Below are 26,928 nucleotides of genomic sequence, written 5' to 3'. Positions count from 1 at the left end.
CGCGCGGCGGGGGCGAAAGGGCCTTCGCCGCTGCTGCCTCTTCCCCGCGCCGCGGCTTCCGGCTAGGGAAGGCGCATGAGTGACATGGCTTCCCAATCCCGCCCCGTGGTCCGGCTGCTGCCGAAGGCGGAGGCGCGCGCGATCCGCTTCGGCTTCCCCTGGGTCTATTCCGACGAACTGGTGATGGACCGGCGCACCAAGGCGCTGGCCCCCGGCACGCTGGCCGTGCTGGAAGACAGCGACAGGCGCGCAATGGGGCTGGTCGCGATGAACCCGGCCTCCAGGATCATCGCGCGGATGATCGATGCCGATCCGGAGGCCGAGGTCGCCCGTGCCTGGTTCGCCCGCCGCCTGTCGCTGGCGCTGGCGATGCGCGAGCGGCTGTTCCCGGCGCCGTTCTACCGGCTGATCCATGCCGAGGCGGATGGGCTGCCCGGCGTCATCATCGACCGTTTCGGCGACACCGCCGTGATCCAGCCGAATGCCGCCTGGGCCGAGGCGCTGATCGCCCCGCTGGCCGAGGCGCTGGCCGAGGTCACCGGCGTTTCCACCATCGTGAAGAACGGCACCGGGCGCGCGCGGGGGCTGGAGGGGCTGGCGGAGGAGACGGTGGTGCTGAAAGGCGCGGTCGACGCGCCGGTGCCGGTGGCGATGAACGGGGCGACCTATATGGCCGACCTGATCGGCGGCCAGAAGACCGGGCTGTTCTTCGACCAGCGGCCGAACCACGCCTTCGCCCAGGGCCTGGCAAAGGGCGCGCGGGTGCTTGATGTCTTCGCCCATGTCGGGGGGTTCTCGCTTGCCGCGCTGGCGGGGGGCGCTGCCTCGGCGCTGGCCGTCGACAGTTCCGCCGCGGCGCTGGGGCTGGCGGCCGAGGGCGCGGCGCGGATGGGCATGGCGCAGCGGTTTGCGACGCGCCAGGGCGATGCCTTCGCGGTGCTGGAGGCGCTGGCCAAGGAAGGCGAACGCTTTGACGTGGTGATCTGCGACCCGCCCGCCTTCGCGCCGAACAGGAAGGCGCTGGAGGCGGGGCTGCGCGCTTATGAGCGCGTGGCGCGGCTGGCCGCGCCGCTGGTGGCGGAGGGCGGCTATCTCGGCCTCTGCTCCTGCTCGCACGCGGCGGACCTTGGCGCGTTCCGCACAGCCTGCACCCGGGGCATCGGGCGCGGCGGCCGGCGCGGGCAGATCATTCACACGGGCTTTGCCGGGCCGGACCATCCGGTGCTGCCGCAGCTGGCCGAGACCGCCTATCTGAAGGCGCTTTTCTACCGGCTGGTGGCGTGAAGGCCGTCCTCGACGCCTGCGTGCTTTACCCGACGGTTCTGCGCGAGGTGTTGCTGGGCGCGGCGCGGGCCGGGCTTTACCAGCCCCTCTGGTCGGCGCGGATCCTCGAGGAATGGGCGCGGGCGGCGGCCAAGCTCGGCCCCGCGCAGGAGGCGCTGGCGCGGGGGGAGAGCGCCTTGACCCGGGCCGGGTTCGCGGGCGCCGAGGGGGCGGCCAACCCGGCGCTGGAGGCGCGGCTCTGGCTGCCCGACCCGGCCGATGTTCATGTGCTGGCCACCGCGATCTCCGCCGGTGCGGATGCGATCGTGACCTTCAACGCCAAGGATTTTCCGCGCGGCGCGCTGGCCGAGGAGGGGCTGGCGCGGCTTGACCCGGACGGTTTCCTGCTGGGCCTCGACCGGGACACGGTCGCGGGCGTGGCAGAGGCCGTGCGCGCGGAGGCGGAGCGTCTTTCGGGCGAGGTGCAGCCGATCAGGGCGCTGATGAAACGCGCCGGGCTGCCGCGGCTGGGCAAGGCGCTGGGTTAGAGGCGCACCGTCAGAGACCGATCATCCGGCGGATGTCACCGGGCGTTGCCCCCTCGGCGCGGTAGGTCGCGATGGCGCGGGCGTCGTCGCGCTTGGCGAGGCGTTTGCCGGCCTCGTCGCGGATCAGCCGATGGTGGTGATAAAGCGGCGTAGAAAGGTCCAGCAACGCCTGAAGAACGACGTGCAAGTAGCTGGCGTCAAAAAGGTCCTCGCCGCGGACAACGTCGGTTATCCCCTGCAGCGCATCGTCCACCACCACGGCAAGGTGATAGGCACCGGGACCGATGTCCTTCCGCGACAGCACGATGTCGCCGGTCTCGGCGATCAGCCGGTCTGGGTCAACGCTATGGCGGCCGGCATGGGCGGCGCCGGTCTCGTCGAACGCAAGCGGGCCGGGTGCTTTGGCGAGGGCCTTGGCGAGGTTCAGGCGGATCGCCTCTCCGGGCCTGTATCCATCCATGGTGCGGTGGCGGCAGGTGCCGGGGTAAACGCCCGGGGCCGCGCCTTCCTGCGGCGCGGCGGCGGCGATATCGGCGCGGGTGCAGCCGCAGGGATAGCAGAGGCCCATTGCGATCAGCCGGTCGAGCGCGGCCTGGTAATCGGCCAGGTGGTCCGACTGGCGGCGGACGGACCCCTCCCAACGGAAGCCGAGCCAGGCGAGGTCGTCGTAGATCGCGGCCTCGTACTCCGGGCGGCAGCGGGCGCGGTCGGTATCCTCGATCCGCAGGAGCGCCGTGCCGCCGCCGGCCTCGGCGCGGGCCTGGGCGGTGAGGGCGGAGAAGGCATGGCCGAGGTGCAGCAGGCCGGTCGGCGAGGGTGCAAACCTCGTTCGATACATCAGTCTTGGCCCGCAAGCCATTCATTAAAGGCGATTTTGCTGCGATCCGTGTAGGCCTTGTAACGGTCCTTGCGGCCCTTGCGCCCGCCCTTCGCGTCGATCGGGGGAAAGAGGCCGAAGTTCACGTTCATCGGCTGGAAGGTCTTGGCATCGGCGCCGCCGGTGATGTGGTGGACCAGCGCGCCCATTGCCGTTTCGGGCGGCGGGGCGGCAAGCTCGCGGCCTGCGAGCTCCGCCACGGCGAGGCGGGCGGCCAGAAGGCCCATCGCGGCGCTTTCGACATAGCCCTCGACGCCGGTGATCTGGCCGGCGAAGCGGATATTCGGCTTCGAGCGCAGGCGGAGCTGGGCGTCGATCAGGCGGGGCGAGTTGATGAAGGTGTTGCGGTGGATGCCGCCAAGGCGCGCGAAGCTGGCGTCCTGCAATCCGGGAATCATACGAAAAACATTGGTTTGCGCGCCATACTTCATCTTCGTCTGGAAGCCGACGATGTTGTAGAGCGTCCCCAGCGCGTTGTCGCGGCGAAGCTGGACCACGGCATAGGCCTTCTCGGCCGGCTTGTGGGCGTTGGTCAGGCCCACCGGCTTCATCGGGCCGTGGCGCAGGGTCTCGCGGCCGCGTTCGGCCATGACCTCGATCGGCAGGCAGCCGTCGAAATAGCCCGCGGTCTCGCCCTCGTGGAACTCGGTCTTTTCGGCTGCGAGGAGCGCGTCGATGAAGGCCTCGTATTCCGGCTTGGTCATCGGGCAGTTGAGGTAGGCGGTGCGTTGCTCCTCCGTCTCGCCCTTGTCGTAGCGCGACTGGCGCCAGGCGATGGACATGTCGACGGTCTCGGCATGGACGATGGGGGCGATGGCGTCGAAGAAGGCGAGCTGCTCGGCGCCGGTCTCTGCCCGGATGGCCTCTGCCAGCGCGCCGGAGGTCAGCGGGCCGGTGGCGATGATCCAGTTGCCGCTGGAGGGCAGCTCCGTAACCTCTTCTTCAGATACGGAAATCAGGGGGTGGGCGCGGAGGCGTTCGGTGACGGCGGCGGAGAAGGCCTCGCGGTCCACCGCAAGCGCACCGCCGGCGGGGAGGGAATGCCTGTCGGCCATTTCCATGATCAGGCCGCCCGCGGCGCGCATCTCCCAATGGAGGAGGCCCACGGCGTTCCGCTCGTCATCGTCGGAGCGGAAGGAGTTGGAGCAGACCATCTCGGCCAAGTCGCCGGTCTTGTGGGCGAAGGTGGCGACATGGGGCCGCATTTCGTGGATGACGACGTTGAGGCCGGCCTCTGCGGCCTGCCAGGCGGCCTCGGATCCGGCCATGCCGCCGCCGACGATGTGTAGGGTCTCGCTCATGAGGGGCGATTTAGGGGGAAATCGGGCCGAGGGGAAGGGGGCGCGGTGAGGAGGGCCTGGGTCGTCCGCGGGAGGCGGAAGGTGCGCAATGAATGCGCACCCTACGACCGGCGGTGCTTTACGCCTCCCCGCCTTCATCCGCGGACGGGGTGTCAGCCACCTCCGCTTCCTCGTCTCCATTGTCGGCGACGCGGGCGACGGAGACCACGTCTTCCGACGGGCCGGTGTTGAACACCCTCACGCCGCCGGCAGAGCGGGAGCGGAAGGAGATGCCCTCGACCGGGCAGCGGATCGACTGGCCGGTGGAGGTGGCCAGCATGATCTGGTCGCTGCGTTCGACCGGGAAGAAGGCCACCACCTTGCCGCCGCGCGGGCCGGCGGAGATCGCCTTCACGCCCTGACCGCCGCGGCCGCGCAGCGGATAGTCGTGCGAGGAGGTCAGCTTGCCGGAGCCGCCCATGGTGACGGTGAGGATCAGATCCTCGGCCGCCGACATCTCGGCAAAGCGTTCGAGGGGAAGCTGGCCGGCTTCGACCGCCTCCTCGTCCTCGTCGGCCTCGGCTTCGTCCACCACGCCTTCCTGGGCGCGGCGCATCTTGAGGTAGGCGGCGCGCTCCTCCGGCGTGGCCTCGAAATGGCGGATCACGGCCATGGAGACGACGCTGTCGCCCTCCGCCAGCCGCACGCCGCGGACGCCGGTGGAATCGCGGCCCTTGAAGATCCGCACGTCGGTGGTGCGGAAGCGGATCGCGCGGCCGCCGACGGTGACCAGCATCACGTCATCGTTCTCGTCGCAGATGCGGGCGTTCACGAGGGAGACACCCTCGGGCAGCTTCATCGCGATCTTGCCGTTGCGCATGACATTGGTGAAATCGGACAGCGCGTTGCGCCGCACGTCGCCGGCGGAGGTGGCGAAGATTATCTGCAGGTTCTCCCATTCCTCCTCGGCCGCATCGACCGGCATGATCGCGGCGATGGAGGTGCCGGTGGGGATCGGCAGGATGTTGACGATGGCCTTGCCCTTCGCCGTCCGGCCGCCGAGCGGCAGGCGCCAGCACTTCAGCTTGTAGACCATCCCGTCGGTGGTGAAGAACAGAAGCTGGGTATGGGTGTTGGCGACGAAGAGGGTGGTGACGACGTCATCCTCCTTCGTGGCCATGCCCGAAAGGCCCTTGCCGCCGCGGCGCTGCGCACGGAAATCGGCGAGGGGCGTGCGCTTGATCCAGCCGGCGGAGGTGATGGTGACGACCATGTCCTCGCGCTCGATCAGGTCCTCGTCGTCGAGATCGCCGGCCCAGTCGATGATCTCGGTGCGGCGCGGCACGGCGTAGTTCGTCTTAACCTCGGTCAGCTCGTCCGCGATGATCGCCATGATGCGCTCGCGCGAGCGCAGGATGTCGAGGTAGTCGCGGATCTTGGCGGCGAGGTCCTGCAGCTCGTCGGTGACTTCCTTCACGCCCATGGCGGTGAGGCGCTGCAGGCGAAGGTCGAGGATGGCGCGGGCCTGGGCCTCGGACAGGTTGTAGGTGCCGTCGTCGTTGATCTTGTGGGTCGGGTCGTCGATCAGGCGGATGTAATCGGCGATGTCATGTGCCGGCCAGCGGCGGGTCATCAGTTTCTCGCGCGCCTCGGCCGGGTCGGCGGAGGCGCGGATGGTGGCCACGACCTCGTCCACGTTCGACACGGCCACGGCGAGGCCGCAGAGGATATGGCTGCGCTCGCGCGCCTTGTTCAGCTCGTAGGCGGTGCGGCGGGCGACGACCTCTTCTCGGAAGGCCACGAAATGGCTGAGGAACTCGCGCAGGGTCAGCGTTTCCGGCCGGCCGCCGTTCAGGGCCAGCATGTTGCAGCCGAAGGAGGTCTGCATCGGCGTGAAGCGCCAGAGCTGGTTCAGCACCACGTCGGGCGTGGCATCGCGCTTCAGCTCGATCACCACGCGGACGCCGACGCGGTCGGATTCGTCCTGGACATGGGCGATGCCCTCGAGCTTCTTGTCGCGCACCAGCTCGGCGATCTTCTCGATCATCGAGGCCTTGTTGACCTGGTAGGGGATCTCGTCGAGCACGATGGCGAAGCGGTCCTTGCGGAGCTCTTCGATATGGGTCTTGGCGCGGATGATGACGGAGCCGCGGCCCTCGGTATAGGCCTTGCGGGCGCCGCCGCGGCCCATGATCTGCCCGCCGGTCGGGAAATCCGGGGCGGGGATGTAGCTCATCAGCTCTTCCGAGGTGAGGTCCGGGTTCGCCATCAGCGCCAGCGTGCCGTCGATCACCTCGCCAAGGTTGTGGGGCGGGATCCGAGTCGCCATGCCGACGGCGATGCCCTCGGCCCCGTTCACCAGCATGATCGGGAAACGGGCGGGCAGGACCGTGGGTTCGTTCCGCTCGTTGGCGTAGTTCGGCATGAAGTTCACGGTGTCCTTGTCGATGTCGACAAGGAGCTGTTCGGAGACTTTCGCCAGCCGGCTTTCGGTGTAGCGGTAGGCCGCGGGCGGGTCGCCGTCCATCGAGCCGAAGTTGCCCTGGCCGTCGATCAGCGGCACCGACATCGAGAAGGGCTGCGCCATGCGGACGAGCGCGTCATAGACGGCCATGTCGCCATGCGGGTGGTAGCGGCCCATGACGTCGCCCACGGCGGTGGCGCATTTGCGGTAGGGCTTGTTGTGGGTCTGGCCGTTTTCCCAGAGCGTGTAGAGGATGCGGCGGTGGACGGGTTTCAGCCCGTCGCGCAGGTCCGGAATCGCGCGCGAGACGATCACGCTCATGGCGTAATCCATGAACGAATGGCGCATCTCGTCTTCGACAGAGATTTGCGGCCCTTCGTAACGGGCACGCTCCGGCGTCATTTCGTCCGCGTTTTCAGGAGGTTCCGGCGTATCGCTCACGTCGTTCCGATCTTTGGCTTGCGATGCTCAACATCTGGTTGGCCGGACTATATCCGAACCTAGCTCTGGGGTGCAATGGCGGGAAGCCGCAGCCTTTGGCAGCCGCCGCGATGGAGTGACAACATACTGTTTTTATTGAAAATAAATTGGATTGTGCGAGCATGTCCTCAGGGGGGGGCAAAAAGGGGTGGCGCATGCGCGAAACCGAGACCGAGCTGATGCTGAAGGGATATGGGCTGACGACGGCGGAGTTCTTCTACCGGATGCCGGACTACCGATCCGTGCTGAACAGCTACCTTTGGCAGGAGTATGACCTGGCGCCGGACTATCCGCGGCTCTTCAAGTTCATCGAGTTCTGGCAAGAGAAGATCGAGGGGCCGCTGCATTCTGTTCGCTTCACCCACCGCAAGCTGATCGCGCCGGGGGAATGGCGGAACGTGGTGGGAGAGTTCCGGGTGCACTGACGGCGCCCGCTTCGCCCGGCGGTGTGGAGCGGCGGCGGCGGAGTATTTGGGCCAAGAAAAAGCGCAGGCTTGCGTCTGTCGGGCGGGGCTGCGCATAAGCCCGGCCGGAGATCGGCGGGGCTTTCATGGGCGTTTGGGGCAAGGCGATAAGCGGGGCGGAGGATCTGGTGGCGGCGGGGCTGGCCGCGCCGGGGGATCTGGCGGCGCTGGCGCCGGTGCTTGCAAGCTACAAGATGCGGATCACGCCGGAGATGGTGCAGGCCAGCGCCTCGGCGGGCGTGGCGCGGCAGTTCGTGCCGCGGCCCGAGGAGCTGGAGCGACGGCCGGAGGAGCTGACGGACCCGATCGGCGACGGGGCGCACAGCCCGGCGCCGGGGCTGACGCATCGCTACCCCGACCGCGTGATCCTGGCTGTGACCCATGCCTGCGAGGTCTATTGCCGCTTCTGCTTCCGCCGCGAGGTGGTGGGCCAGTCGGCCGCGCTTCCGGAGGCGGAGCTGGCCGCGGCGCTCGATTACATCGCGCGAACGCCGGCGGTCACCGAAGTGATCCTGACCGGAGGCGATCCGCTGTCGCTTTCTGCCCGCCGGCTGGGTGAGGTGATGCGGCGGCTGGCGGCGATCCCGCATGTGGGCGTGCTGCGGCTCCACTCCCGCGTGCCGGTGGTGGCGCCGGAGCGGATGACGCAGGAGATGATCGCGGCGCTGCAGGTGGGGCGGCCGGTCTACCTTGTCGTCCATACCAACCATGCGGAAGAGATCGGCGCGGCGGCGGAGGCGGCGCTGGGGCGGTTGGCCGATGCGGGCGTGGCGCTTCTGTCGCAGAGCGTGCTGCTGCGCGGGGTCAACGATGATCCCGCAACGCTGGCCGCGCTGTTCCGCCGGCTCGTGGCGCTGCGGGTCAAGCCCTATTACCTGCACCATTGCGACCTGGCGCCGGGGACCTCGCATTTCCGCACCACGATCGGCGAGGGGCAGGCGCTGATGCAGGCGCTTCGGGGGCGGATCTCCGGCCTTTGCCTGCCCTCCTACGTGCTGGATATCCCGGGCGGCTTCGGCAAGGTGCCGGTCGCGCCGCCCCATGTGGTGGAGGCGGGGCCGGGGCTATACGAGGTGACGGACTGGCAGGGCGGCCGCCATCTGTACCGAGATCCGGAGCGGGATCAGGCGGCCGCCTTGGCCCCGGCGCGCAACAGCATGCCGTAGAGGTCGCGCGGGTCGTCGGGGTCGGCGATCATGTCGAGCATCTGGGCGAGGCCGGTGCCCTGGATCGCGCCATGGACGTAGCGCAGGGCCGAGAAGTCCTCGATCGCGAAGCCGACGGAATCGAAGAGCGTGATCTGGCGCGGATCGGTGCGCCCCGGCGCGGCGCCGCTGAGAACCTGCCAGAGCTCGGTGACGGGGTGGTCGGGGTCGAGCTGCTGGATCTCGCCCTCCACCCGCGTCTGGGGCGGGTATTCGACGAAGATCGAGGAGCGGGTGAGGATGTCGCGGTGCAGTTCCGTCTTGCCGGGGCAGTCGCCGCCGACCGCGTTGATATGCACCCCGGCGCCGACCATGTTGTCCGTCAGGATCGTCGCATATTGCTTGTCGGCGGTGACGGTGGTCAGGATCTGGGCGCCGAGGATCGCCTCCTCCGCGCTCGTGCATTGGGTGAGAGTGAGGCCAGAAGTGGCGAGATTTCTTGCGCATTTCCGGGTGGCGGCGGGGTCGATATCGTAAAGGCGAACCTCCTCGATCCCGCAGATGGCCTTGAAGGCCAGCGCCTGGAACTCTGCCTGGGCGCCGTTGCCGATGATGGCCATCGCGCGCGGGTTCTTTGGCGCCAGCGCGCGGGCGGCCATGGCGGAGGTGGCGGCGGTGCGCAGCGCGGTGAGGATGGTCATTTCCGACAGAAGGACCGGGTAGCCGGTGGCGACTTCGGCCAAAAGTCCAAATGCGGTAACGGTTTGCAGGCCTTCCTTCATGTTCTTCGGGTGGCCGTTGACGTATTTGAACCCGTAGAGCGCACCGTCCGAGGTCGGCATCAGCTCGATCACCCCGACCGGGGAATGCGAGGCGATGCGCGGGGTCTTGTCGAAGGCGGGCCAGCGGCGGAAATCTTCCTCGATCGCCTCGGCGAGTTCGCGCAGCACCCGTTCGATGCCGCGCGAGAGGACCAGCTTCATCATCCCCTCGACGCTGAGGAAGGGAACGAGGGCGAGCTTGGACGGGGGCGTCATGCGTAACTCCGTGTCGGGCGGTCGAAGACCTTGCGGCCCATGAGAGAGGCGACGAGATCGACCATCAGCCGGGCGGTGCGGCCGCGCTCGTCAAGGAAGGGGTTGAGTTCCACGAGGTCCAGCGAGGTGACCAGGCCGGATTCGTGGAGGTGTTCCATCACCAGATGCGCCTCGCGGAAGGTCGCGCCGCCGGGGACGGTGGTGCCGACGGCGGGGGCGATGGCGGGGTCGAGGAAGTCGACGTCGAGCGAGACATGCAGCAGGCCGTTCGCCGCGGCGACGCGGTCGAGGAAACCGCGCAGGGGCTTGACGATGCCATGCTCGTCCAGAACCCGCATGTCGTTGATCTCGATGTCGTTTTCGAGAAGTGCCGCATGTTCGGCGGGGTCGACGGAGCGGATGCCGAACATGCAGATCCGTTCGCCCGGAACGGGGGCCGGGAAGGGCGGGAATGCTTCGAACCCGTCGCGGCCGGCGATATAGGCGACTGGCGTGCCGTGGAGGTTGCCGGATTGCGTCGTGGTCGGCGTGTGGAAATCGGTGTGCGCGTCGAGCCAGAGGACAAAGAGCGGACGGCCGGCGCGCGCGGCATGGGCGGCGGCGCCGGCGACGGAGCCGAGCGCCAGCGAATGGTCGCCGCCGAGCGTGATAGGCAGCCCCTCGGGGCAGGCGGCCTCGACGGCGGTGGCGAGTTCCCTGGTCCAGCCCACTGTCTCGGCCAGGGAATGGACGGCGGGGTTGGCGCATTGGGCGGGCGCGAGGGCGGGAAGGGCGATGTCGCCGCGATCCTCGACCGTGTGGCCGAGCTCGTTCAGCGTGCGGGCGAGGCCGGCGGTGCGATAGGCGGCGGGGCCCATCAGGCAGCCGGCGCGCTTCTGGCCGCTGTCGATCGGCGCGCCGACGAGGATGCAGTGCTTGGGTTCGGTCATCGGGTCTCCCTTTCCGTGGGCGGCAAGATCTTTCCAGCTTGCGGCGGTTTCCAGCGGTATTATGCTCAGATTGGACGATGGATCGAGCAAAATGGCGGCGCATTTGACCGTATTGGACGAACAGGACGAAAGGTTGATCGCTGCGCTCAGGCGAGACGGGCGCGCGAGCTTGAGCGAGCTGGCGGCGGCGCTGGGGCTGTCGCGAGCCACGGTGCGGGCGCGGATGGACCGGCTTGCGGCGCGCGGCGAGATCGTGGGCTTCACGGTGCTGACGCGGGGCGACGTTACGGCGGCGCCGGTGCGGGGGCTGATGATGATCGGGATCGAGGGGCGCGGGACGGAGCGGATCGCGGCGCGGCTTCTGGGCATGCCGGCGGTGCAGGCGCTGCATTCGACCAATGGCAAATGGGATCTGATCGCCGAACTCGGCACCGGCACGCTGGAGGAGTTCGACGCGGCGCTGACCCAGATCCGGCGGCTTGACGGGGTGGCGACGAGCGAGACGAGCCTCCTTCTGTCCACCCGTCGGCCAGGGAGCCGATAGCGATGGCGGGAGGCGAGATCGCGGTGCTGATCCCGGCGGCGGGCTTTGCCCGGCGGATGCGGGGGGCGGACAAGCTGCTGGAGCCGGTGGCGGGCGAGGCGATCCTGCACCGCCAGGCGCGCATCGCCGCGGAGGCCGGCGCGGCGCGGGTGATCGTGACGCTGCCCGCTGGCGGCGGAGCGCGGGCTTCGGCGCTGGCGGGGCTCGACGTGGTCATGGTCGAAGTGCCGGAGGCGGGCGAGGGGATGGCGGCCTCGATCCGCGCCGGCGTGGCGGCGGCGGAGGGTGCCGCAGGTCTGATGATCCTGCTGGCCGATCTGCCGGAGCTGGAGGCGGCGGACCTGGAGCGGCTGATGGCGGCCTGGCGGGCGGACGGTGCGCGGCCGATCCTTCGGGCATGCTCTGACGCGGGGCGGCCGGGGCATCCGGTGATTTTTCCGGCGGATCTGTTCGGAGAGCTTGCGCGGCTTTCGGGCGACACCGGGCCGAGGCCGGTGATCGCGGCGCATGGGGAGAGGCTGCGGGAGGTGGCCCTGCCGGGGGCGCGTGCCGTTACCGACCTCGACACGCCGGAGGACTGGGCGGCCTGGCGGGCGCGGACGGGGCTTTAGCGGAAACGGCCGGGGACAACCCGGGGAACAGGACGTCGGGTGAGGAGGGCCCTGGAAGACGGAAACGGGGATTTGGGGCTCCCCGTTTCGCGCCTTCCAGTCACTCGCCCTCGTATACAGACCCATAGGCGCCCGGTCGTGCCGCCGGGCCTGGCACTCGTTATTTGATCAGCAGCGTGGCCTCGTGCTTCTTCAGCGTCTTGCGGGCCGCCGAATAAGCCCCGATGCCCTCGAGCGTCTTCAGTTCCGGGAAAAGTTCGAAGAGCTCATTTCGCTGCGCATTTCCGATCCCCTTCAGGCTGTAGTCGCCGGGCTGGAAGCTTTCGGTCCAGGCGCCGTTCGACAGGACCACCTCGTGATGGTCGAAGAGGAAATGGGTGTAGGTGATGCCGATCCGGGACACCGCCTGGATGCCCTGGTTGTTGACGAGATGCTTGGCCGCCACCAGCACCTCGTGCTCGTCGAAATAGAGTGCGGTGCGGTCGTTGGCGACGAGGATCCGGTGGTTGGGGGAGACGAGTAGGTCGGACTCCGGCAGGCCGCCGCCGAGCGCGCCCTTCTGGATCAGGATCGGCTTCAGATGCGGGTTGGCGGCGAGGGTCTTGCCGTCGAGCGTCTTGCTGCCGATCCAGCGGATCTCCTGTATCCCGTTGTCGCGGGTGATGACGCGGTCACCGACCTTGAGATCCTCCACCCGCCGCTCGCCCTTGGGCGTGGCGATGCGCATGCCGGGGGTAAAGCAGGGGATGATGCATTCGATGTTCTCGAATTCCATCGAACCGGTGATGCCGCCGTCGTGGTCGAGGAAGTTGACGGTGCCGTTCTCGGGGTTGGCCGGGTCGCGGACGATGTGGAACGGGCCGGTGCCGCGCAGGTCGAGGATGTCGCGGTCGCCGGGGCCGTTGTCTTCGCCGCCGCAGGCGTCCTCTCCGCCATCGACGAAATCGCCGGCGTGGAGGTTTTCGAAGATGTCCGAGCCGGTGCCGCCCTCCATCCGGTCGTTGGAGGTCTCGCAATCGGTGGGATCGCCGCCGACCAGCGTGTCGTTGCCCGCGCCGCCCATCAGGTGGTCGTCTCCGGCGCCCGCGTAGAGCACGTCGTTGCCGCTGCCGGCCGCGAGCGTGTCCGTGCCCTCGCCCCCGAACAGCCGGTCGTTGCCGGCATCGCCGAGGAGCGAGTCGTTGCCGCTGCCGCCGTAGAGCTTGTCGTCGCCCGCGCCGCCGTGGACGAAGTCGTTGCCGAGATTGGCGTAGACTGCGTCATCGCCGTCGCCCGCGCGAACGACATCGTCGTTGACGCCGGCGCCGGGAATGATGGCGTCGCCATGATCGATACGGTCGCCATCCGGGTCGCCGGTGTAATTGGTGTCGATGAGGTCGTCGCCCGGGGTGCCCGCGACGATACCGTCGGGATGGCAGATATGGCCGTGGTTGTCGTGCCAGGTGCCGTTGGCCCCCTGGCGGACGGATCCCGCGTCCACGCTGCATTTCGTTCCGCTGGCGTCGAGATAGTAATACGACGTCGTCATCGATGCCTCCTTCAAAAACTCCACGCGGCGCGGGCGGCGAAACGGCCGGCCGTGCCACACTCGTTACAGGCGCCGCATGGCGTGGCAGGGCGAAACAATGCTTTCCAGGCGCCGGGCCAGGGGTCTGGCGGCGGATGCGGCAGGGGGCGCCGCATGAAGCCTGACTGCGAGTTCCGTCTTTCCCTGCGCCGTTGGCGCGAAACCGATCCTGGCCATACACACGGCCAGAATGCCCGGCTGCCCGGACAAGCTATTTTTAAACTTGGCGGGGAGCCGGCCAAAGCGAAAAGTGGCGCAATACGGGCAATTCAAGGTGGTCACGTGGCCAATTAAGGCGGTAGTGGGGCAAGAGGTCTGGTGGGACCTTTCTGAGATTGTTTCCGATATTTGGGAGTGTGAGTGGCTCGCCTGAGCCAGTATGCCGTCAATTTGGGGGCAATAGAGGCAGAACGTCAAAATTGATGCCTAATCGTGTACGCGATCGATTTATATTGTTTCCATTGTGGCCCAATTTGCGCGGCGCTTGGGGCGGCGCATGGCGCGCGGTCTGCCAGATATGTTGCGCGGCGCGCGGATGGGGCCGCGGACAGAGTTGCCCACAGGTGAGCGGCAATTCTGCCGATCCGCATTGATTGTTTCAAATCTTCTGAGGTGGCGCCCCGAATCGCGTCACGTTTTAGGGAGCGCCAGGGCAGAATAAGGCCAATCCGGGGCGGGTGGCCCGCAGGAAGAGAGCTGTGAGACAGCTGGTGCCCGAGGCCGGACTCGAACCGGCATGGATTGCTCCGAGCGAGTTTGAGTCGCTTGCGTCTACCATTCCGCCACTCGGGCACTGGACGCGGGTTTAGCGGCCGGCTTCCGGCGCGTCAATCGCGGCGGGAGGGGCGGCCGGCGCGGCCGCGGAAGGCGGCGATATTGGCCAGCGCGAGGGAGGGTTCGATCCCCTCCTGGGCCTCGAGCGCGGGGGGGAGGAGGCTGGGCCGGGGCGGCGGGCGGAGGGCGGCAAGGGCCTCGGCCTCTTTCAGGACGGCGCGCCAGCTGATGCGGGCGCCGTTGGGCAGGGCCTCCGCTCCCAGGCGGGTTTCGCGGCCGCGGTCGCTGAGCTGTTCGCGCCGCTGCTGGTCGTAGGCGCGGAAGGCATCGGCGAGGCTGTCGTGGCCCTGCAGGGCGCGGGTGAGGGCGAGCGCGTCGAGGATCGCGTCGCTGGCCCCGCCGGAGCCGAGCTTGAAGGAGGGATGGGCGGCGTCGCCGATCAGGGCGATGCGGCCGCGGGACATGCGGGGCAGCTCGTCGCGGCGCAGCAGCGGGTGCTCGAACACGTCCTGGCTTCCGCGGATCATCTCGGGCACGTCGATCCAGTCGGAGCGCCAGTCCTCGAACTCCTCGGCGAGGTCGAAGATGCGGCGGGGCGGGACCCAATGCGCATCGGACCATTCGTAATCCCGAGGGCGGCGGAGTTTCGCGGTCCAGGCCAGCAGTGTCCGGTCGTCGCCGATGGACGGGATGGGCGAAACGGTGAGGCGGCGGTCGCCCTGGCGCAGGACGACGGTGCAATGGCCGCCGCGCGGCGGCCTGCCGGGGCCTATGCCGCGCCAGACCATGAGCCCGTCCCAGCGCGGCGGCGGCTCGCCCGGGTAAAGACGGGCGCGGACGGTGGAGTGGATGCCGTCGGCGCCGACGAGGCCGCGGCCGCGGGTGGTGCCGCCGGGGCGGTTCTGGCGGCGGTCGAAAAGATCGATTGTCAGCTTCTCGCCCCTGTCGGCGACGTCCTGCAGCGCGGCATCGAGGACGATGCGGTCGGCGCCCGCGCGGCGTCGCAGTTCCTCGGCCATCAGGCGATGGAGGCGGCCGCGATGAACGGAGAGCTGCGGCATTTCGCTGCCCGTGGCCTGGCCGCAGGGGGCGGTTTCGGTCACGATGCCTTCGGGGGTGACGCCGGCGACCTCGGTCATCGGCAGGCCGATAAGGGCGAGCTCGGGGCCGAGGCCAAGATCGGAGAGGGCGCGGACCGCGTCGGGGCGCAGCAGCAGGCCGAGGCCGGGCATGCGCAGATCGGGCGCGGCCTCGAACACGCGGAAGCGGATGCCGGCCCGGTCGAGCATCAGGCCGAGCGCCAGCCCGCCGATGCCGCCGCCGGCGATGAGGACGGTCATGTCCGCCCTTTCAGGCGGGTTTCCCGCGGGTCCGCAACCCGGACCGCGTGGCGCATCTGGAGTCGCATCGGCAAGCCCCTTGCTGCGTCGGCCGTGGGGCAAGTGTCAGCTTGAGGTGTTAACAAGGCGTGAAGCTGCGCCGGGCAGCGTGGCCTTCGCTTGACCTCGCGCGCGCGCCATGCTCGAAGCGCAGGGACAAGTCGCGAGGCCCGATGTTCCGCAAGCTCTACGCCTGGACCCTGAGCTGGGCCGGGTCGCGTCATGCGACCTGGGCCCTTGCGTTGATTTCCTTCGTGGAGAGTTCGGTCTTCCCGATCCCGGCGGACGTCCTCTTCATCCCGATGTGCCTGGCGCGGCCGAACAAGGCGATGCGCTACGCGGTGATCGCGACGGTGACCTCGGTGCTGGGCGGGATGTTCGGCTGGGCGCTTGGCCATTATGCCTTCGACCTGCTCGCCCGCCCGGTGCTGGAGGCCTATGGAAAGCTCGGCGCCTTCGAGGCGCTGAAGTCGCAGGCGGGCGATGCCGCGATCCTGGTAATGCTGGTGACCTCGGGGCTGGCCCATATGCCGCCGATGAAGGTGGTGACGATCCTCGCCGGGGTGATCAGCTTCAACTTCCCGCTTTTCGTGCTGTCGGCCATTGTCGCGCGCGGGCTGCGGTTTTTCGCGCTGGCCTGGTTGCTGCGGCACCACGGCGAGCGCATCGTCGCCTTCATCGAGCGCCGCCTGGCCTGGATCGTCCTGGTTCTTCTGGTGGTGCTCGGCCTGGTCTATTTCGCCGCAAGGAGCTTCTAGATGACGCGCGCGGGTCTTGTCTTCCTGGCCACTCTCGGATCGGTGGCGCTGCTCGGCGGCGCGCTGGCCTTCCAGTACATCGGCGGGCTGCTGCCCTGCCACCTGTGCCTGCTGCAGCGCTATCCGCATGCCGTGGCGATCGCGATCGGGGTGGTGGCGCTGGTGATCCCCTGGCGGGTGCTGCCCTGGGCCGGGGCGCTGGCCGCGGCGGCGACCTCGGGACTCGGGGTCTACCACACCGGGGTGGAGCGCCACTGGTGGGCGGGGCCGGCGAGCTGCACCTCCTCGATGACGGTGCAGGGGATCTCCGCCAAGGACCTTCTGGCGCATATCCTGGCCGCGCCGGTGGTGCGCTGCGACGAGGCGGCCTGGTCCTTCCTTCATCTTTCGATGGCGAGCTGGAACGCAATCTTTTCCGCCGTTCTGGTGCTGGTCTGGATCGGCGCGGCGCTGAAGACGCGCTGAGGTCCGGACAGGAACGATGGACGGCGCCGGGCGAGGGGCCGGCGCCGTTTTTCTTTGGGTTTTCAGGGTGCTTTCGGGGGCGGTTCCGGGGGGAACGAGAAAACCGCCCGATCGGGTGATTTCGTCGCTTGACGCCGGTCGGACAGGTGCGTAAGAACCCGCCCACGCCCGGGACGTGATCGAAGGGCGGGGAAGTGCGGTTGTAGCTCAGTTGGTTAGAGTACCGGCCTGTCACGCCGGGGGTCGCGGGTTCGAGCCCCGTCAACCGCGCCATTTCCCCTCGATCGCGTCCCGGGCGTCGTCATTCGACGATGCACCCGGGACGGGCTTTCCCTGACAGATCTGGACCCGATGCGCGCCGCTGCGGTGCGATCGCTTGTGGGCGTGCCCTTGGCGCGGGCCCCCGCGGGCTGCGCCCGCTGTTCCGGGCCGGGGCGAGGTGAGCGGGCCTGCCTGGAATTCTACTTTAGGGAGAGTTGCGAGTTTTCCCGGATTATCGGCGCGTCTGGGGCGGACGCCGCCAAAGGCAATCCCCTTTCCGGTTTTCGAGCTCTGCTTCGGCGGAAAATAGCTTATTAATTACAGCACATTCCATCCTTAGCGCCGTTAGGGCGGGGTGGCGGTTCCGCAAGGGCATATCACGCGGGTGTTACCAAAGATAACAAAACTGTTTAGTTCACTTTTACCCGGAAAACGGGCACCTATCTGACCTCTCACGAACGGCGACTTGCCGGGCCAGAGATGGCCGACGCGACAAGCGATGACCGTTCGAACTGGACGGAGCCGGAAAACCGGCCCGTGTTATTAGGAGAAAAGACATGAAAACGATTCTGGTTCCGGCCGCCGCTGCGGCTCTTCTCGCGCTCGCCCCGATGGCGGCCCTGGCGAAGACCTCGGGGAACTACTCCGACGCGGTGATCAAGTCGGTCAACCCCTCGGCGCTGACCGTGACGCTGGCCAATGGCAACACCTTCGGTGTGGCTTATGCCGGGCTCGAAGCCCAGCTGCAGCCGGGCGCGCATGTGAGCCTGCACTGGCAGGACGTCAACGGCACCTCGACCGTGACCAACGTCACCAGCGCCGGCTGATCTCTCACCGTCACCTTTCACGGGTACGGTGCAAAACGGGGGCCGCGAGGCCCCCGTTCTATTTTGATACGGCCCTGTCCGGATCAGTCGAGCGCGGCGAGGATGCGCGCCCAGGAGCGGATGCCCTTGTGATAGCTCTCGAGGTCGTATTTCTCGTTCGGCGAGTGGACCTGGTCGTTGTCCTTGCCGAAGCCGATCAGCATCGCGTCCATCCCGAGGATGGTCTTGAAATAGCCCGCGATCGGGATCGAGCCGCCGCAGCCGACATAGGCGGCGGGCACGCCCCATTCTTCTCCCAGCGCCTTGCGGGCCTTCTCGAAGGCCGGATCGTCGATCGCCATCTGGCCCGCGGGCGAGGCTCCGTGGCCGTGAAATTCCACCTCGCAATCCGCCGGAAGCTGCGAGCGGACATAAGCACGGAAGCTTTCGCGCAGCTTGTGGGGATCCTGGGTGCCGACGAGGCGGAAGGAGATCTTGGCATGGGCCTCGGACGGCAGCACGGTCTTGAAGCCGTCGCCGGTATAGCCGCCCCAGATGCCGTTGACCTCGCAGGTCGGGCGCGACCAGATCATCTCGAGCGGCGTGCGGTCCTGCTCGCCCGCCGGCACCGAAAGGCCGACATCGCCGAGGAACGCCGCGTGGTCGAAGGCCAGGGCCTGCCACTGGGCGCGGACCTCGTCGGGCAGTTCGGGCACGCCGTCGTAGAAGCCCGGCACCGTGATGCGGCCGGTTTCGTCATGCAGGCCCGCGATGATCTTCGCCAGAACCCGGATCGGGTTGATCGCGGCGCCGCCGTACATGCCGGAATGCAGGTCCTTGTTGGAGGCCCTGATCGTCAGCTCCTCGCCCAGGAGCCCGCGCAGCATGGTGACGATGGCGGGGGTCTTCGACTCGAACAGCCCGGTGTCGCAGATCAGCGCCATGTCGGCGGTCAGCTCCTCCGCGTTCTCCTTCATGAAGGGGATGAGGGAGGGGGAGCCGGATTCCTCTTCGCCCTCGAAGAAGATCGTGAGGTTGCCGGGCAGCTCGCCGTTCACCTCCTTCCAGGCGCGGCAGGCCTCGATGAAGGTCATCAGCTGGCCCTTGTCGTCGGCGGCGCCGCGGCCGCGGATGAGCTTGCCCTTGGGGCCGTCCTGCAGTTCCGGATCGAACGGGTCGCGATCCCAGAGCGAGAGCGGGTCGACCGGCTGGACGTCGTAATGGCCGTAGAAGAGCAGGTGCTTGCCGGGGCCCTTCTTGCGGGCGACGACCATCGGGTGGCCCGGGGTCGGGCGCTTGGCGGCCTCGAAACCCAGAGCGGTCAGCTCTGCCACCAGCCAGTCGGCGGCGCGGTCGCAGTCGCCCTTGAAGGCCGGGTCGGTCGAGATCGAGGGGATCCTGAGCAGGTCCATCAGCCTGTCGACGGACGCGGGCAGGGTCTCGTCGATCTTTTTCAGTACGCCATCGAGCGCCATGGCAATCTCCTTCATGGTGATGCGGCGGACCCTAACAGGCGGGCCGGGACTGTCCAGAGCGGCCCCGGAGGGGCGGGAAGGCGGGTCAGGCCGCACGAACCTGTCGCGGAGGGTTGATCCAAGGTCATGGCGGGGCGACACTTTGTGCGTTTGCGAAATGCGCTTTTGACCGATATCAAAGTGCGCGTCGACGGGACTCCCTAGAAGCGGGGTCAGGCCGAGCCGCGAAAGGGACCTAGATGGATTACGACGGGAAGATCGACGCCGCCCTGCAGCGCCTTCATGACGAGGGCCGCTACCGCGTGTTCATCGACATCGAGCGGCGCCGGGGGAACTTTCCGCATGCGGTCTGGAAGCGGCCCGACGGCAGCGAAAAGGACATCGTGATCTGGTGCGGAAACGATTACCTCGGGATGGGGCAGCACCCGGTTGTGCTTGCCGCGATGCACGAGGCGCTGGAGGCCACCGGCGCCGGTTCGGGCGGGACGCGCAACATCTCGGGCACCACGGTCTATCACAAGCGGCTCGAGGCCGAGCTGTCGGACCTGCATGGCAAGGAGGCGGCGCTGGTCTTCTCCTCCGCCTATATCGCCAATGACGCGACGCTTTCGACGCTCAGGACGATCTTTCCCGGCCTCATCATCTATTCCGACGCGCTGAACCACGCTTCGATGATCGAGGGGATCCGGCGCGGCGGCAGCGGCGCGAAGCGGATCTTCCGGCACAATGACGTGGCGCATCTGCGCGAGCTGCTGGCCGCGGACGATCCGGCGGCGCCGAAGCTCATTGCCTTCGAGTCGATCTACTCGATGGATGGCGACTTCGGCCCGATCGAGGAGATCTGCGACCTGGCGGAGGAATTCGGCGCGCTGACCTATCTCGACGAGGTCCATGCCGTGGGCATGTACGGCCCGCGCGGCGGCGGCGTGGCGGAGCGGGACGGGCAGATGCACCGGCTCGACATCATCAACGGGACGCTCGGCAAGGCCTTCGGCGTCTTCGGCGGCTACATCGCGGCCAGCGCGAAGATGGTGGACGCGATCCGCTCCTACGCGCCGGGCTTCATCTTCACCACCTCACTGCCGCCGGTTGTCGCGGCGGGGGCGGCGGCCTCTGTCCGTCACCTGAAGACCGATCAGGATCTGCGCGACCGCCACCAGGCGGCGGCGGCGACGCTGAAGCTGCGGCTGCGCGGGCTTGGCCTGCCGATCATCGACCATGGCAGCCATATCGTTCCGGTCCATGTCGGCGATCCGGTTCATTGCAAGCTTCTGTCCGATATGCTGCTGGAAAATTTCGGGATTTACGTCCAGCCGATCAACTATCCCACGGTGCCGAAGGGGACCGAGCGGCTGCGCTTTACGCCCTCGCCGGTGCATGACCCGGGCATGATTGATGGGCTTGTTAAGGCAATGGACAGGCTTTGGTCCCATTGTGCGCTGAATCGCGCCGAGTTGTCTGCTTGAGCGCTTCTGCAAGTGCATCCCTCACAACCCTGTGTTAATCCTGTAGTCGCGCAGGCACCCCTTGAGTCGCGTTAGAGGCGGTCAAAAAACGGGGGCCAGCGGCCGGTTCGGCGGGATGGGAAATGGGGCAGTGGCAATGATCGGGCGAAGGATCAGACCTTCGGCTGTAGAAGATCAGAAGCCGAAAGGTTTCGACGACTACGAACTGCGCCTGGGGGATCTCATGCGCGGCGAGCGTGCCACGCTCGGTAAATCCCTGCTCGACGTTCAGCGCGAACTGAAGATCAAGGCGACCTATATCGCGGCGATCGAGAACTGCGACGTCTCGGCCTTCGAGACGCAGGGCTTCGTTGCGGGCTATGTCCGCTCCTACGCCCGCTACCTGCAGATGGATCCGGAATGGGCCTATACGCGCTTCTGCGCCGAGGCTGATTTCACCCCGACCGACTCGATGGCGATGGCGGTTCCGGCGAAGCTGGCGGCGGCCAAGGCCAAGCCGAAGGTCGAGAACCGCGATCCGCTGGCCAATCCCAATGCCACCTTCGTGCCGCGCGGCCCCAGCCTGATGTCGGGCGTGGAACCGCGGGCAATCGGGTCGGTTTTCGTGCTGCTTCTGCTCTTGGGCGGGCTCGGCTATGGCGGCTGGCAGGTGCTGCAGCAGGTTCAGCGCGTGCAGGTGGCGCCGGTCGATCAGTCGCCGGGCGTCGTCGCCTCGCTTGATCCGCTGGCGAATGTCGCCGATCTGCCGGGCAGTGCCCCGGCGAATGGCAAGGAGGCCAAGGTCTCGGTCCCCTCGGCGGATGCGCTCGACCGGCTTTACCGGCCGCAGCCGCTTGACGTGCCTGTGCTGGTGCCGCGCGACGGGCCGATTGCCGCGATCAATCCCAATTCGCCCGACGGGCTGGACCAGCAGGTGGCGAGCGCAAGTGCGACGACCGACAGCGCTGCGCCGGCCCAGGCCGCCGCGCCGACCGATCCGGTGGCCGCCGCGCTGGCCGCGGCCGCTGGGGCGGTGCAGCCCGGTGCCGCAGGGGCCGGGACAGCCGCGCCCAAGGTCGTCGCCGATGCCGCGCCCAAGGTGCAGCTGATGGCCGTTCGGCCCTGCTGGGTGCGGGTGACCGGGGCCGATGGCACCGTCCTGTTCGAGAAGATCCTCGACGCGGGCGAGAAATGGACCGTGCCGCAGGGCGACCAGCCCGCGCGGCTGCGCGCCGGCAATTCCGGCTCGCTCTATTTCCTCGTCAACGGGAAGGCCTATGGCCCGGCGGCCTCGGGCGCGAGCGTGGTGAAGAAGCTGGCGCTTTCGGTGAACAGCCTCGAGTCCTCCTATACCGTCGCGGACCTCAGCCATAACCCGACGCTGGCCAAGGCCGTGGCGCTGGCCGACGCGTCGCCGGCGATCGCGAAGAAATAGGCGCGGGGTCTTCCGGGGCCGCTTTTCCGGGGGGCCCGGGGTACGGTTGGCGTTGCCGCGCGGGCGGGGATGGCCTAGATAGTCGCCCAGATGCCCGAGGCTTCCGCAGGCGCTGAACCAATGTCCCTGAATCCGATCCGTCCCTGGCGTAACATCGAACGCCGCAAGTCGCGCCAGATCATGGTGGGCAATGTCGCCGTTGGCGGCGATGCCCCGATCTCGGTCCAGACGATGACCAATACCGACACGTCCGACGTGCGCGCCACTGTGGAACAGATCCAGCGCTGCGCCGAGGCGGGGGCCGACATCGTCCGCGTCTCGACGCCGGACGAGGCCTCGACCCGCGCGCTGCGCGAGATCTGCGCCGAAAGCCCGGTGCCGATCGTGGCCGACATCCATTTTCACTACAAGCGCGCGATCGAGGCGGCCGAGGCGGGCGCGGCCTGCCTTCGGATCAACCCGGGCAATATCGGCGATGCGAAGCGGGTGAAGGAAGTCATCCGCGCCGCGAAGGACCATGGCTGCTCGATCCGCATCGGCGTGAACGCCGGCAGCCTGGAGCGGCACCTGCTGGAGAAATACGGCGAGCCCTGCCCGGATGCGATGGTGGAAAGCGGGCTCGATCACATCCGCATCCTCGAGGACAACGACTTCCGCGAATACAAGATCTCGGTGAAGGCCTCTGACGTCTTCCTTGCGGCGGCAGCCTACCAGGGCATCGCCGAGGCAACCGACGCGCCGATCCACCTCGGAATCACCGAGGCGGGTGGCCTGGTTTCCGGCACGGTGAAATCGGCGATCGGGCTGGGCAGCCTTCTGTGGATGGGGATCGGGGACACGCTGCGCGTCAGTCTCTCGGCCGATCCGGTCGAGGAGGTGAAGGTCGGCTACGAGATCCTGAAGTCGCTGGGGCTGCGGCACCGCGGCGTCACCATCATCTCCTGCCCCTCCTGTGCGCGGCAGGGCTTCGACGTGATCAAGACCGTCAGCGCACTGGAAGAGCGGCTGGCCCATGTCTCGACCTCGATGTCGCTGTCGATCATCGGCTGCGTGGTAAACGGGCCGGGCGAGGCGCTGATGACGGATATCGGCTTCACCGGCGGCGGCGCGGGCTCCGGCATGGTCTATCTGGCCGGCAAGCAGAGCCACAAGATGACCAACGATCAGATGATCGACCATATCGTCGAGCTGGTCGAGAAGCGCGCGGCCGAGATCGAGGCGCAGGCCGAAGCCGCGGAATAGCGGCCGCGCGGTGGGGACGGGCGCGCGCGGCTAGTGCGGCGCCAGGACCCCACAAGGCTCAAGCGCGCGAACGTGAACGTCAGATCCCGCCGGTCCGGTGCCGATCCGCCGATGACGCCCGGGCGGAAGATTGCCGGTTTCGCCCTTTTCCGCCGCTCTGGCGGCCCCCCTTTGAACCCGGGCGCGCCCTCTCCCATGTCCGTTGCCGTCTCACAGCGGAAAGAAGGAGAGACCACCATGCCTCTTAAGATGCTTGCCGCCGCTTCGGCCACCGCGCTCATGATCGCGCCGGCGGCCTTCGCCGATGTCACGCAGGCGACTGTCGTGACAAATGGCGCCGTCCTTGCCGGACCGGGCGCGCATTACACCGTGATGGAGCAGGTGCCGGCCAACAGCGCCATCAACGTCCAGGGCTGCCTGGCCAATGGCGACTGGTGCGAAGTCGAGACGAACGGCCAGACCGGCTGGATGCAGTCGAGCGACCTGGGCGTGACCACCAGCACCGGCCAGGTCATGCTGTCGCAGCCGACCAGCGAAACGCAGATCTCCACCGTCACCTTCGACAAGAAGAAGGTCGACCGCCATGCGGCCGGCGGCGCCGTTGCCGGGGCCGCGGTGGGTGCGGCGGTCGGCGGCCCTGTGGGCGCCGTCGTCGGCGCCGCCGTGGGTGCCGTGGGCGGGGCGGCTGCGACCGCGCCCGACAAGCAGGTGACGACCTATGTCACCGCCAACCCGGTCAACCCGGTGACGATCCAGGGCAACCTGCATGTGGGCATGGTCGTGCCCGGCACGATCACGCTGACGCCGGTGCCGAGCAGCCGGTATTCCTACATCTACGTGAACGGTCACCCGGTCGTCGTCGACAACCAGAGCCGCACCGTGGTCCGGATCCTCGGCTGATCGTCCGGGATTGTTTGTCCATCGAGGCGGGGCGGGTCCTTCGGGGCCCGCCCCATCCATGCGCGGGGCGGGGCCCGATCGGGCCAAGTCGTGTCTGGCCAAGGTCCGGGGCAGCAGCTAGGCTCCGCGCGTTTCCAAGCCACGAGCCCCGGAGTCCCTCATGACCAGCCCCACCGAAATCCAGTTCCAGCCGCAGGACGGCGTAGAGGTCTCGGGCTTTGCCGGCCGCATCGTGATCTTCGCGGGGGCGGAGGCCGATGGCACGGGCCGGCTGCCCGCGATCGCGCGCAAGCTCGACCGGCCAATGCGGGGGGCGCTGAAGCGGTTCCTGGCCTCCGAGGCGTTCCGCGCGCTGAAGCCGGGCGATGCCACCGATCTCGCCTGGCCGGCGGGGCTGGCCGCCGAGGCGGTGCAGATCGTCCGCCTCGACCCGCGCGCGCCGGCAGCCGAGGCGCGCAAGGCCGGGGCCGCGATCGCCAGGGCGCGTGGCACGGCGGCGCTGCTGGTTCTCGCCGGAAGCCATCCGCGCGCGGCGGAAATCGCCGAGGGGCTGGCGCTGCGCGATTACGACTTCACCCCGCACAAGACCGCCGAGCAGAAGCCGCGCGGGACGGTCACTTTCCTCTGCGCCCAACCCGAGGCCGTGGCGGCGGCCGCCGCCCCGATGGCGGCTGTCGTCGAGGGAGTGTTCTTCACCCGCGACCTCGTCAACGAACCCTCCAACGTGCTGACGACGGAGGATTTCGCGGCCCGGCTTGCGGCGATGCAGGACCTCGGTCTCGATGTCGAGATCCTCGAGGAGGCGGAGCTGGCCAAGCTCGGCATGGGCGCGCTGCTGGGCGTTGGGCAGGGGTCGGCCAGCCCTTCCAAGGTCGTGGTGATGCAGTGGAAGGGCGGGGCCGAGGGCGCGGCACCCTTCGCGCTGATTGGCAAGGGCGTGTGTTTCGACACCGGGGGGATCTCGCTGAAGCCGCCGGGCGGGATGGAAGACATGACGATGGACATGGGCGGCGCGGGCGTTGTCGCCGGCACGATGCGGGCGCTGGCGCTGCGCCGCGCGAAGGCCAACGTCGTGGGCCTGGTCGGGCTGGTCGAAAACATGCCTTCGGGGACCGCGCAGCGGCCGGGCGACGTTGTGCGCTCGATGAAGGGCGACACGATCGAGGTGATCAACACCGATGCGGAGGGCCGTCTCGTCCTGGCCGACGTGCTCTGGTACGCGCAGGAGCGGTTCAAGCCCTCGGGGATGGTCGATCTTGCCACCCTCACCGGGGCGATCATCGTGGCGCTCGGGCATGAGAACACCGGCGTCTTCGCCAATGACGACGCGCTCTGCAACGCGCTTCTGAAGGCTGCGGCGGCGGAGGGCGAGGGTGCCTGGCGGATGCCGCTCGGCGACGCCTATGACAAGATGCTGAAATCCCGCATCGCCGACATGAAGAACGTCGGCGGGCGCCCCGCGGGCGCGGTGACTGCGGCGCAATTCCTGCAGCGCTTCGTGAAGCCTGACGTGCCCTGGATCCATCTCGATATCGCGGGCACGGCGCTTCTGAAGACCGACAGCACGTTTGCGCCGAAGGGCGCGACCGGCTGGGGCGTGCGCACGCTGGACCGGCTGATCCGCGACCGCTTCGAGGGCTAGGGCGCGTGGGCGCGGCCTATTTCTACCACCTGACCCGCTCGCCCGTCGAACAGGCGCTGGCGATGCTGATCGATCGCGCGCTGGCCCAGGGCTGGCGCGTTGCCGTCCGGGGGCGGGAGGCCGCGCGGATGGACTGGCTGGACCAGAAGCTCTGGCTCGGCCCGGAGGAGGGTTTCTTACCGCATGGCCTCGCCGGCGGACCGCATGACGCGGACCAGCCGGTGCTGCTGACCACCGCCCCTGACTGCCCGAACAACGCCGCCTGCGTGATGGCGATCGACGGGGCGGAGGTGACGGAGGCGGAGGCGGCTGGGCTGGAGCGGCTCTGCGTTCTCTTCGACGGCAATGACGACGCCGCGGTGGAGCGTGCGCGCGGCCAGTGGAAGGCGCTGACCGATGCCGGGACGGCGGCGCAATACTGGTCGGAGGAAGACGGGCGCTGGCAGAAGAAGGCTGAGCGCGGCTGAAGCCCCCGGGCCGGGGTTCTAACCGCGGGGCTACCGGCGGGGGATCACGCCGATGCGGTCGAGTTCGGCCTCGATCGCGGCGTTGGCGCCCGGGCCGGGCCGCGCGGCCTCTGCCTTCAGCTTGTCGAAGCGGGCGCGCAGGGCGTCTTTTTCTGCGCCCCTGCAATCGTTCCAGGGCCGGCCCTGCAGCGCCATGACGAGGACGTAATAACCGATGAAATGCGGCCGCTCGCCGGCGGCGAGAAGCCGCGCGTAGGCGGCATCGGGGCCGAGCGCGCGCAGAGCTTCAGCCGAGCCGATGCCGGCGCGGGCGAAGGCGGCTTCACTTGCGGGGCCGAGGTTGCGGATGGTCGAGATCGCGGAGGGCATCGGGGGTGCGGGGCAGGCCGGTCGGTCGGAGGTTTCGAGTTCGCCGAGCCTAGACCGCCGCGCGCCCGCCGAAAAGCCTGCCTAGATCGAGGCCCAGTCGGTGATGATCGGCGTCGGACGCTGCGCCGGGGTCGGGGTGTCGGAACGGCGGCGCTCGTCGGTCTCGCGCGGGCGTTGCCGGGATTTGGGGGGCTGGGCGGAGTCCTGTGGGATCTCGGCCTGCTGCTGCTGGGTTGCGCTGTCGTCGCGCCGTGCCATGGTACTGCTCCATACCGGCGGTCGGCAGACCGCCATGCTGCAT

General features: G+C 68.3%; 26 protein-coding genes and 2 tRNA genes. 17 read left to right on the top strand and 11 right to left on the bottom strand.

Annotated elements, in window-relative coordinates:
• Positions 1-84 precede the first annotated feature (84 nt).
• Positions 85-1,284, top strand: a complete 1,200-nt coding sequence (locus EIP85_RS13845) for an RSP_2647 family RNA methyltransferase (protein ID WP_422067217.1) — start codon at positions 85-87, stop codon at positions 1,282-1,284.
• Complete coding sequence (locus EIP85_RS13840; protein ID WP_127902783.1) at positions 1,281-1,811, top strand: RSP_2648 family PIN domain-containing protein; 531 nt, start codon at positions 1,281-1,283, stop codon at positions 1,809-1,811. Before EIP85_RS13845 ends, EIP85_RS13840 begins: the two co-directional genes overlap by 4 nt.
• Before the next feature lie 10 nt (positions 1,812-1,821).
• Here EIP85_RS13840 and gluQRS read toward each other — a convergent pair whose 3' ends face one another.
• The 3 genes from gluQRS to gyrA form a co-directional block, all read right to left on the bottom strand.
• Positions 1,822-2,652, bottom strand: a complete 831-nt coding sequence (gene gluQRS / locus EIP85_RS13835) for a tRNA glutamyl-Q(34) synthetase GluQRS (protein WP_127902897.1) — start codon at positions 2,650-2,652, stop codon at positions 1,822-1,824.
• Positions 2,649-3,989 carry a methylenetetrahydrofolate--tRNA-(uracil(54)-C(5))-methyltransferase (FADH(2)-oxidizing) TrmFO gene (gene trmFO, locus EIP85_RS13830; RefSeq protein WP_127902782.1) on the bottom strand — a complete coding sequence of 447 codons (1,341 nt, stop codon included), beginning with the start codon at positions 3,987-3,989 and terminating at the stop codon, positions 2,649-2,651. Before trmFO ends, gluQRS begins: the two co-directional genes overlap by 4 nt.
• Before the next feature lie 118 nt (positions 3,990-4,107).
• Complete coding sequence (gene gyrA, locus EIP85_RS13825) at positions 4,108-6,873, bottom strand: DNA gyrase subunit A (protein ID WP_206615539.1); 2,766 nt, start codon at positions 6,871-6,873, stop codon at positions 4,108-4,110.
• A gap of 194 nt (positions 6,874-7,067) precedes the next feature.
• Here gyrA and EIP85_RS13820 point away from each other — a divergent pair, with 194 nt between their 5' ends.
• Together EIP85_RS13820 and EIP85_RS13815 are read left to right on the top strand one after the other, a co-directional pair.
• Positions 7,068-7,337 (top strand): usg protein, encoded by a 270-nt coding sequence (locus EIP85_RS13820; protein ID WP_127902780.1) that lies wholly within the window; start codon positions 7,068-7,070, stop codon positions 7,335-7,337.
• A gap of 125 nt (positions 7,338-7,462) precedes the next feature.
• Positions 7,463-8,542: a lysine-2,3-aminomutase-like protein gene (locus EIP85_RS13815; RefSeq protein ID WP_127902779.1), complete on the top strand. Its 1,080-nt coding sequence runs from the start codon at positions 7,463-7,465 to the stop codon at positions 8,540-8,542.
• Here EIP85_RS13815 and EIP85_RS13810 read toward each other — a convergent pair.
• Entirely contained in the window at positions 8,500-9,558 is a 1,059-nt protein-coding gene (locus tag EIP85_RS13810) for an ornithine cyclodeaminase (protein WP_127902778.1), read from the bottom strand. The genes EIP85_RS13815 and EIP85_RS13810 overlap by 43 nt on opposite strands.
• The gene (gene rocF / locus EIP85_RS13805; RefSeq protein WP_127902777.1) at positions 9,555-10,487 is read right to left on the bottom strand and encodes an arginase; all 933 of its coding nucleotides are present in this window, start codon (positions 10,485-10,487) and stop codon (positions 9,555-9,557) included. Before rocF ends, EIP85_RS13810 begins: the two co-directional genes overlap by 4 nt.
• A 91-nt stretch (positions 10,488-10,578) precedes the next feature.
• Between rocF and EIP85_RS13800 the strand changes: the two genes are divergently transcribed.
• Positions 10,579-11,031: an Lrp/AsnC family transcriptional regulator gene (locus EIP85_RS13800; protein WP_422067216.1), complete on the top strand. Its 453-nt coding sequence runs from the start codon at positions 10,579-10,581 to the stop codon at positions 11,029-11,031.
• A gap of 2 nt (positions 11,032-11,033) precedes the next feature.
• Positions 11,034-11,642 carry a nucleotidyltransferase family protein gene (locus EIP85_RS13795; protein ID WP_127902776.1) on the top strand — a complete coding sequence of 203 codons (609 nt, stop codon included), beginning with the start codon at positions 11,034-11,036 and terminating at the stop codon, positions 11,640-11,642.
• Between the two features lie 160 nt (positions 11,643-11,802).
• Here EIP85_RS13795 and EIP85_RS13790 read toward each other — a convergent pair whose 3' ends face one another.
• Positions 11,803-13,170: a Hint domain-containing protein gene (locus tag EIP85_RS13790; protein WP_127902775.1), complete on the bottom strand. Its 1,368-nt coding sequence runs from the start codon at positions 13,168-13,170 to the stop codon at positions 11,803-11,805.
• A 153-nt stretch (positions 13,171-13,323) separates the two neighbouring features.
• On the opposite strand from EIP85_RS13790, the gene EIP85_RS13785 reads away from it, so the two are divergent.
• A complete protein-coding gene (locus EIP85_RS13785; protein WP_127902774.1) occupies positions 13,324-13,503 on the top strand; it encodes a hypothetical protein in 180 nt (59 codons plus the stop codon).
• 414 nt (positions 13,504-13,917) lie between these two features.
• On the opposite strand, the gene EIP85_RS13780 is transcribed toward EIP85_RS13785, so the two are convergent.
• Both EIP85_RS13780 and EIP85_RS13775 read right to left on the bottom strand, forming a co-directional pair.
• A tRNA-Leu gene (locus EIP85_RS13780) sits at positions 13,918-14,001 on the bottom strand.
• Between the two features lie 35 nt (positions 14,002-14,036).
• Entirely contained in the window at positions 14,037-15,323 is a 1,287-nt protein-coding gene (locus EIP85_RS13775) for an FAD-dependent monooxygenase (protein WP_127902773.1), read from the bottom strand.
• Between the two features lie 212 nt (positions 15,324-15,535).
• On the opposite strand from EIP85_RS13775, the gene EIP85_RS13770 reads away from it, so the two are divergent.
• The 4 genes from EIP85_RS13770 (at position 15,536) to EIP85_RS13755 (ending at position 17,673) form a co-directional block, all read left to right on the top strand.
• Complete coding sequence (locus EIP85_RS13770; protein ID WP_127902772.1) at positions 15,536-16,120, top strand: YqaA family protein; 585 nt, start codon at positions 15,536-15,538, stop codon at positions 16,118-16,120.
• Entirely contained in the window at positions 16,121-16,585 is a 465-nt protein-coding gene (locus EIP85_RS13765; RefSeq protein ID WP_127902771.1) for a disulfide bond formation protein B, read from the top strand.
• A 196-nt stretch (positions 16,586-16,781) separates the two neighbouring features.
• A tRNA-Asp gene (locus EIP85_RS13760) sits at positions 16,782-16,858 on the top strand.
• Positions 16,859-17,403: 545 nt separating this feature from the next.
• A complete protein-coding gene (locus EIP85_RS13755; RefSeq protein WP_127902770.1) occupies positions 17,404-17,673 on the top strand; it encodes a DUF1344 domain-containing protein in 270 nt (89 codons plus the stop codon).
• 83 nt (positions 17,674-17,756) lie between these two features.
• Here EIP85_RS13755 and EIP85_RS13750 read toward each other — a convergent pair whose 3' ends face one another.
• On the bottom strand, positions 17,757-19,127 hold the full coding sequence (locus tag EIP85_RS13750; RefSeq protein WP_127902769.1) for a M20/M25/M40 family metallo-hydrolase: 1,371 nt from the start codon (positions 19,125-19,127) through the stop codon (positions 17,757-17,759).
• A gap of 239 nt (positions 19,128-19,366) precedes the next feature.
• Between EIP85_RS13750 and hemA the strand changes: the two genes are divergently transcribed.
• The 6 genes from hemA (at position 19,367) to EIP85_RS13720 (ending at position 26,258) form a co-directional block, all read left to right on the top strand.
• Positions 19,367-20,593 carry a 5-aminolevulinate synthase gene (hemA, locus tag EIP85_RS13745; RefSeq protein WP_127902768.1) on the top strand — a complete coding sequence of 409 codons (1,227 nt, stop codon included), beginning with the start codon at positions 19,367-19,369 and terminating at the stop codon, positions 20,591-20,593.
• A gap of 136 nt (positions 20,594-20,729) precedes the next feature.
• Positions 20,730-22,007 carry a helix-turn-helix domain-containing protein gene (locus EIP85_RS13740; protein ID WP_127902895.1) on the top strand — a complete coding sequence of 426 codons (1,278 nt, stop codon included), beginning with the start codon at positions 20,730-20,732 and terminating at the stop codon, positions 22,005-22,007.
• A 120-nt stretch (positions 22,008-22,127) separates the two neighbouring features.
• Entirely contained in the window at positions 22,128-23,249 is a 1,122-nt protein-coding gene (gene ispG / locus EIP85_RS13735; RefSeq protein WP_127902767.1) for a flavodoxin-dependent (E)-4-hydroxy-3-methylbut-2-enyl-diphosphate synthase, read from the top strand.
• 237 nt (positions 23,250-23,486) lie between these two features.
• The gene (locus tag EIP85_RS13730; RefSeq protein WP_164871736.1) at positions 23,487-24,149 is read left to right on the top strand and encodes a DUF1236 domain-containing protein; all 663 of its coding nucleotides are present in this window, start codon (positions 23,487-23,489) and stop codon (positions 24,147-24,149) included.
• A 160-nt stretch (positions 24,150-24,309) separates the two neighbouring features.
• Entirely contained in the window at positions 24,310-25,791 is a 1,482-nt protein-coding gene (locus EIP85_RS13725) for a leucyl aminopeptidase (RefSeq protein WP_127902765.1), read from the top strand.
• A gap of 5 nt (positions 25,792-25,796) precedes the next feature.
• Complete coding sequence (locus EIP85_RS13720) at positions 25,797-26,258, top strand: DNA polymerase III subunit chi (RefSeq protein ID WP_127902764.1); 462 nt, start codon at positions 25,797-25,799, stop codon at positions 26,256-26,258.
• 30 nt (positions 26,259-26,288) lie between these two features.
• Here the strand turns inward: EIP85_RS13720 and EIP85_RS13715 are convergent, their stop codons facing one another.
• Both EIP85_RS13715 and EIP85_RS22805 read right to left on the bottom strand, forming a co-directional pair.
• Entirely contained in the window at positions 26,289-26,627 is a 339-nt protein-coding gene (locus EIP85_RS13715; RefSeq protein WP_127902763.1) for a TfoX/Sxy family DNA transformation protein, read from the bottom strand.
• 81 nt (positions 26,628-26,708) lie between these two features.
• Positions 26,709-26,885, bottom strand: a complete 177-nt coding sequence (locus EIP85_RS22805) for a hypothetical protein (protein WP_164871735.1) — start codon at positions 26,883-26,885, stop codon at positions 26,709-26,711.
• Between the last annotated feature and the right edge of the window lie 43 nt (positions 26,886-26,928).

It is taken from the genome of Solirhodobacter olei (assembly GCF_004010155.1).
Classification (GTDB): domain Bacteria; phylum Pseudomonadota; class Alphaproteobacteria; order Rhodobacterales; family Rhodobacteraceae; genus Solirhodobacter; species Solirhodobacter olei.
The sequence above is the reverse complement of the archived record's forward strand: the minus strand, read 5'-3'. Positions and strand labels throughout refer to the sequence as shown.

What these genes read in the sequence shown, in the direction of transcription:
- EIP85_RS13845 (WP_422067217.1), top strand. Translation starts at nt 85, where the DNA reads ATGGCTTCCCAATCCCGCCCCGTGGTCCGGCTGCTGCCGAAGGCGGAG.
- trmFO (WP_127902782.1), bottom strand. Translation starts at nt 3,989, where the DNA reads ATGAGCGAGACCCTACACATCGTCGGCGGCGGCATGGCCGGATCCGAG.
- EIP85_RS13820 (WP_127902780.1), top strand. Translation starts at nt 7,068, where the DNA reads ATGCGCGAAACCGAGACCGAGCTGATGCTGAAGGGATATGGGCTGACG.
- EIP85_RS13815 (WP_127902779.1), top strand. Translation starts at nt 7,463, where the DNA reads ATGGGCGTTTGGGGCAAGGCGATAAGCGGGGCGGAGGATCTGGTGGCG.
- EIP85_RS13810 (WP_127902778.1), bottom strand. Translation starts at nt 9,558, where the DNA reads ATGACGCCCCCGTCCAAGCTCGCCCTCGTTCCCTTCCTCAGCGTCGAG.
- rocF (WP_127902777.1), bottom strand. Translation starts at nt 10,487, where the DNA reads ATGACCGAACCCAAGCACTGCATCCTCGTCGGCGCGCCGATCGACAGC.
- EIP85_RS13800 (WP_422067216.1), top strand. Translation starts at nt 10,579, where the DNA reads ATGGCGGCGCATTTGACCGTATTGGACGAACAGGACGAAAGGTTGATC.
- EIP85_RS13795 (WP_127902776.1), top strand. Translation starts at nt 11,034, where the DNA reads ATGGCGGGAGGCGAGATCGCGGTGCTGATCCCGGCGGCGGGCTTTGCC.
- EIP85_RS13790 (WP_127902775.1), bottom strand. Translation starts at nt 13,170, where the DNA reads ATGACGACGTCGTATTACTATCTCGACGCCAGCGGAACGAAATGCAGC.
- EIP85_RS13785 (WP_127902774.1), top strand. Translation starts at nt 13,324, where the DNA reads ATGAAGCCTGACTGCGAGTTCCGTCTTTCCCTGCGCCGTTGGCGCGAA.
- EIP85_RS13775 (WP_127902773.1), bottom strand. Translation starts at nt 15,323, where the DNA reads ATGACCGTCCTCATCGCCGGCGGCGGCATCGGCGGGCTGGCGCTCGGC.
- EIP85_RS13770 (WP_127902772.1), top strand. Translation starts at nt 15,536, where the DNA reads ATGTTCCGCAAGCTCTACGCCTGGACCCTGAGCTGGGCCGGGTCGCGT.
- EIP85_RS13765 (WP_127902771.1), top strand. Translation starts at nt 16,121, where the DNA reads ATGACGCGCGCGGGTCTTGTCTTCCTGGCCACTCTCGGATCGGTGGCG.
- EIP85_RS13755 (WP_127902770.1), top strand. Translation starts at nt 17,404, where the DNA reads ATGAAAACGATTCTGGTTCCGGCCGCCGCTGCGGCTCTTCTCGCGCTC.
- EIP85_RS13750 (WP_127902769.1), bottom strand. Translation starts at nt 19,127, where the DNA reads ATGGCGCTCGATGGCGTACTGAAAAAGATCGACGAGACCCTGCCCGCG.
- hemA (WP_127902768.1), top strand. Translation starts at nt 19,367, where the DNA reads ATGGATTACGACGGGAAGATCGACGCCGCCCTGCAGCGCCTTCATGAC.
- EIP85_RS13740 (WP_127902895.1), top strand. Translation starts at nt 20,730, where the DNA reads ATGATCGGGCGAAGGATCAGACCTTCGGCTGTAGAAGATCAGAAGCCG.
- ispG (WP_127902767.1), top strand. Translation starts at nt 22,128, where the DNA reads ATGTCCCTGAATCCGATCCGTCCCTGGCGTAACATCGAACGCCGCAAG.
- EIP85_RS13730 (WP_164871736.1), top strand. Translation starts at nt 23,487, where the DNA reads ATGCCTCTTAAGATGCTTGCCGCCGCTTCGGCCACCGCGCTCATGATC.
- EIP85_RS13725 (WP_127902765.1), top strand. Translation starts at nt 24,310, where the DNA reads ATGACCAGCCCCACCGAAATCCAGTTCCAGCCGCAGGACGGCGTAGAG.
- EIP85_RS13715 (WP_127902763.1), bottom strand. Translation starts at nt 26,627, where the DNA reads ATGCCCTCCGCGATCTCGACCATCCGCAACCTCGGCCCCGCAAGTGAA.
- EIP85_RS22805 (WP_164871735.1), bottom strand. Translation starts at nt 26,885, where the DNA reads ATGGCACGGCGCGACGACAGCGCAACCCAGCAGCAGCAGGCCGAGATC.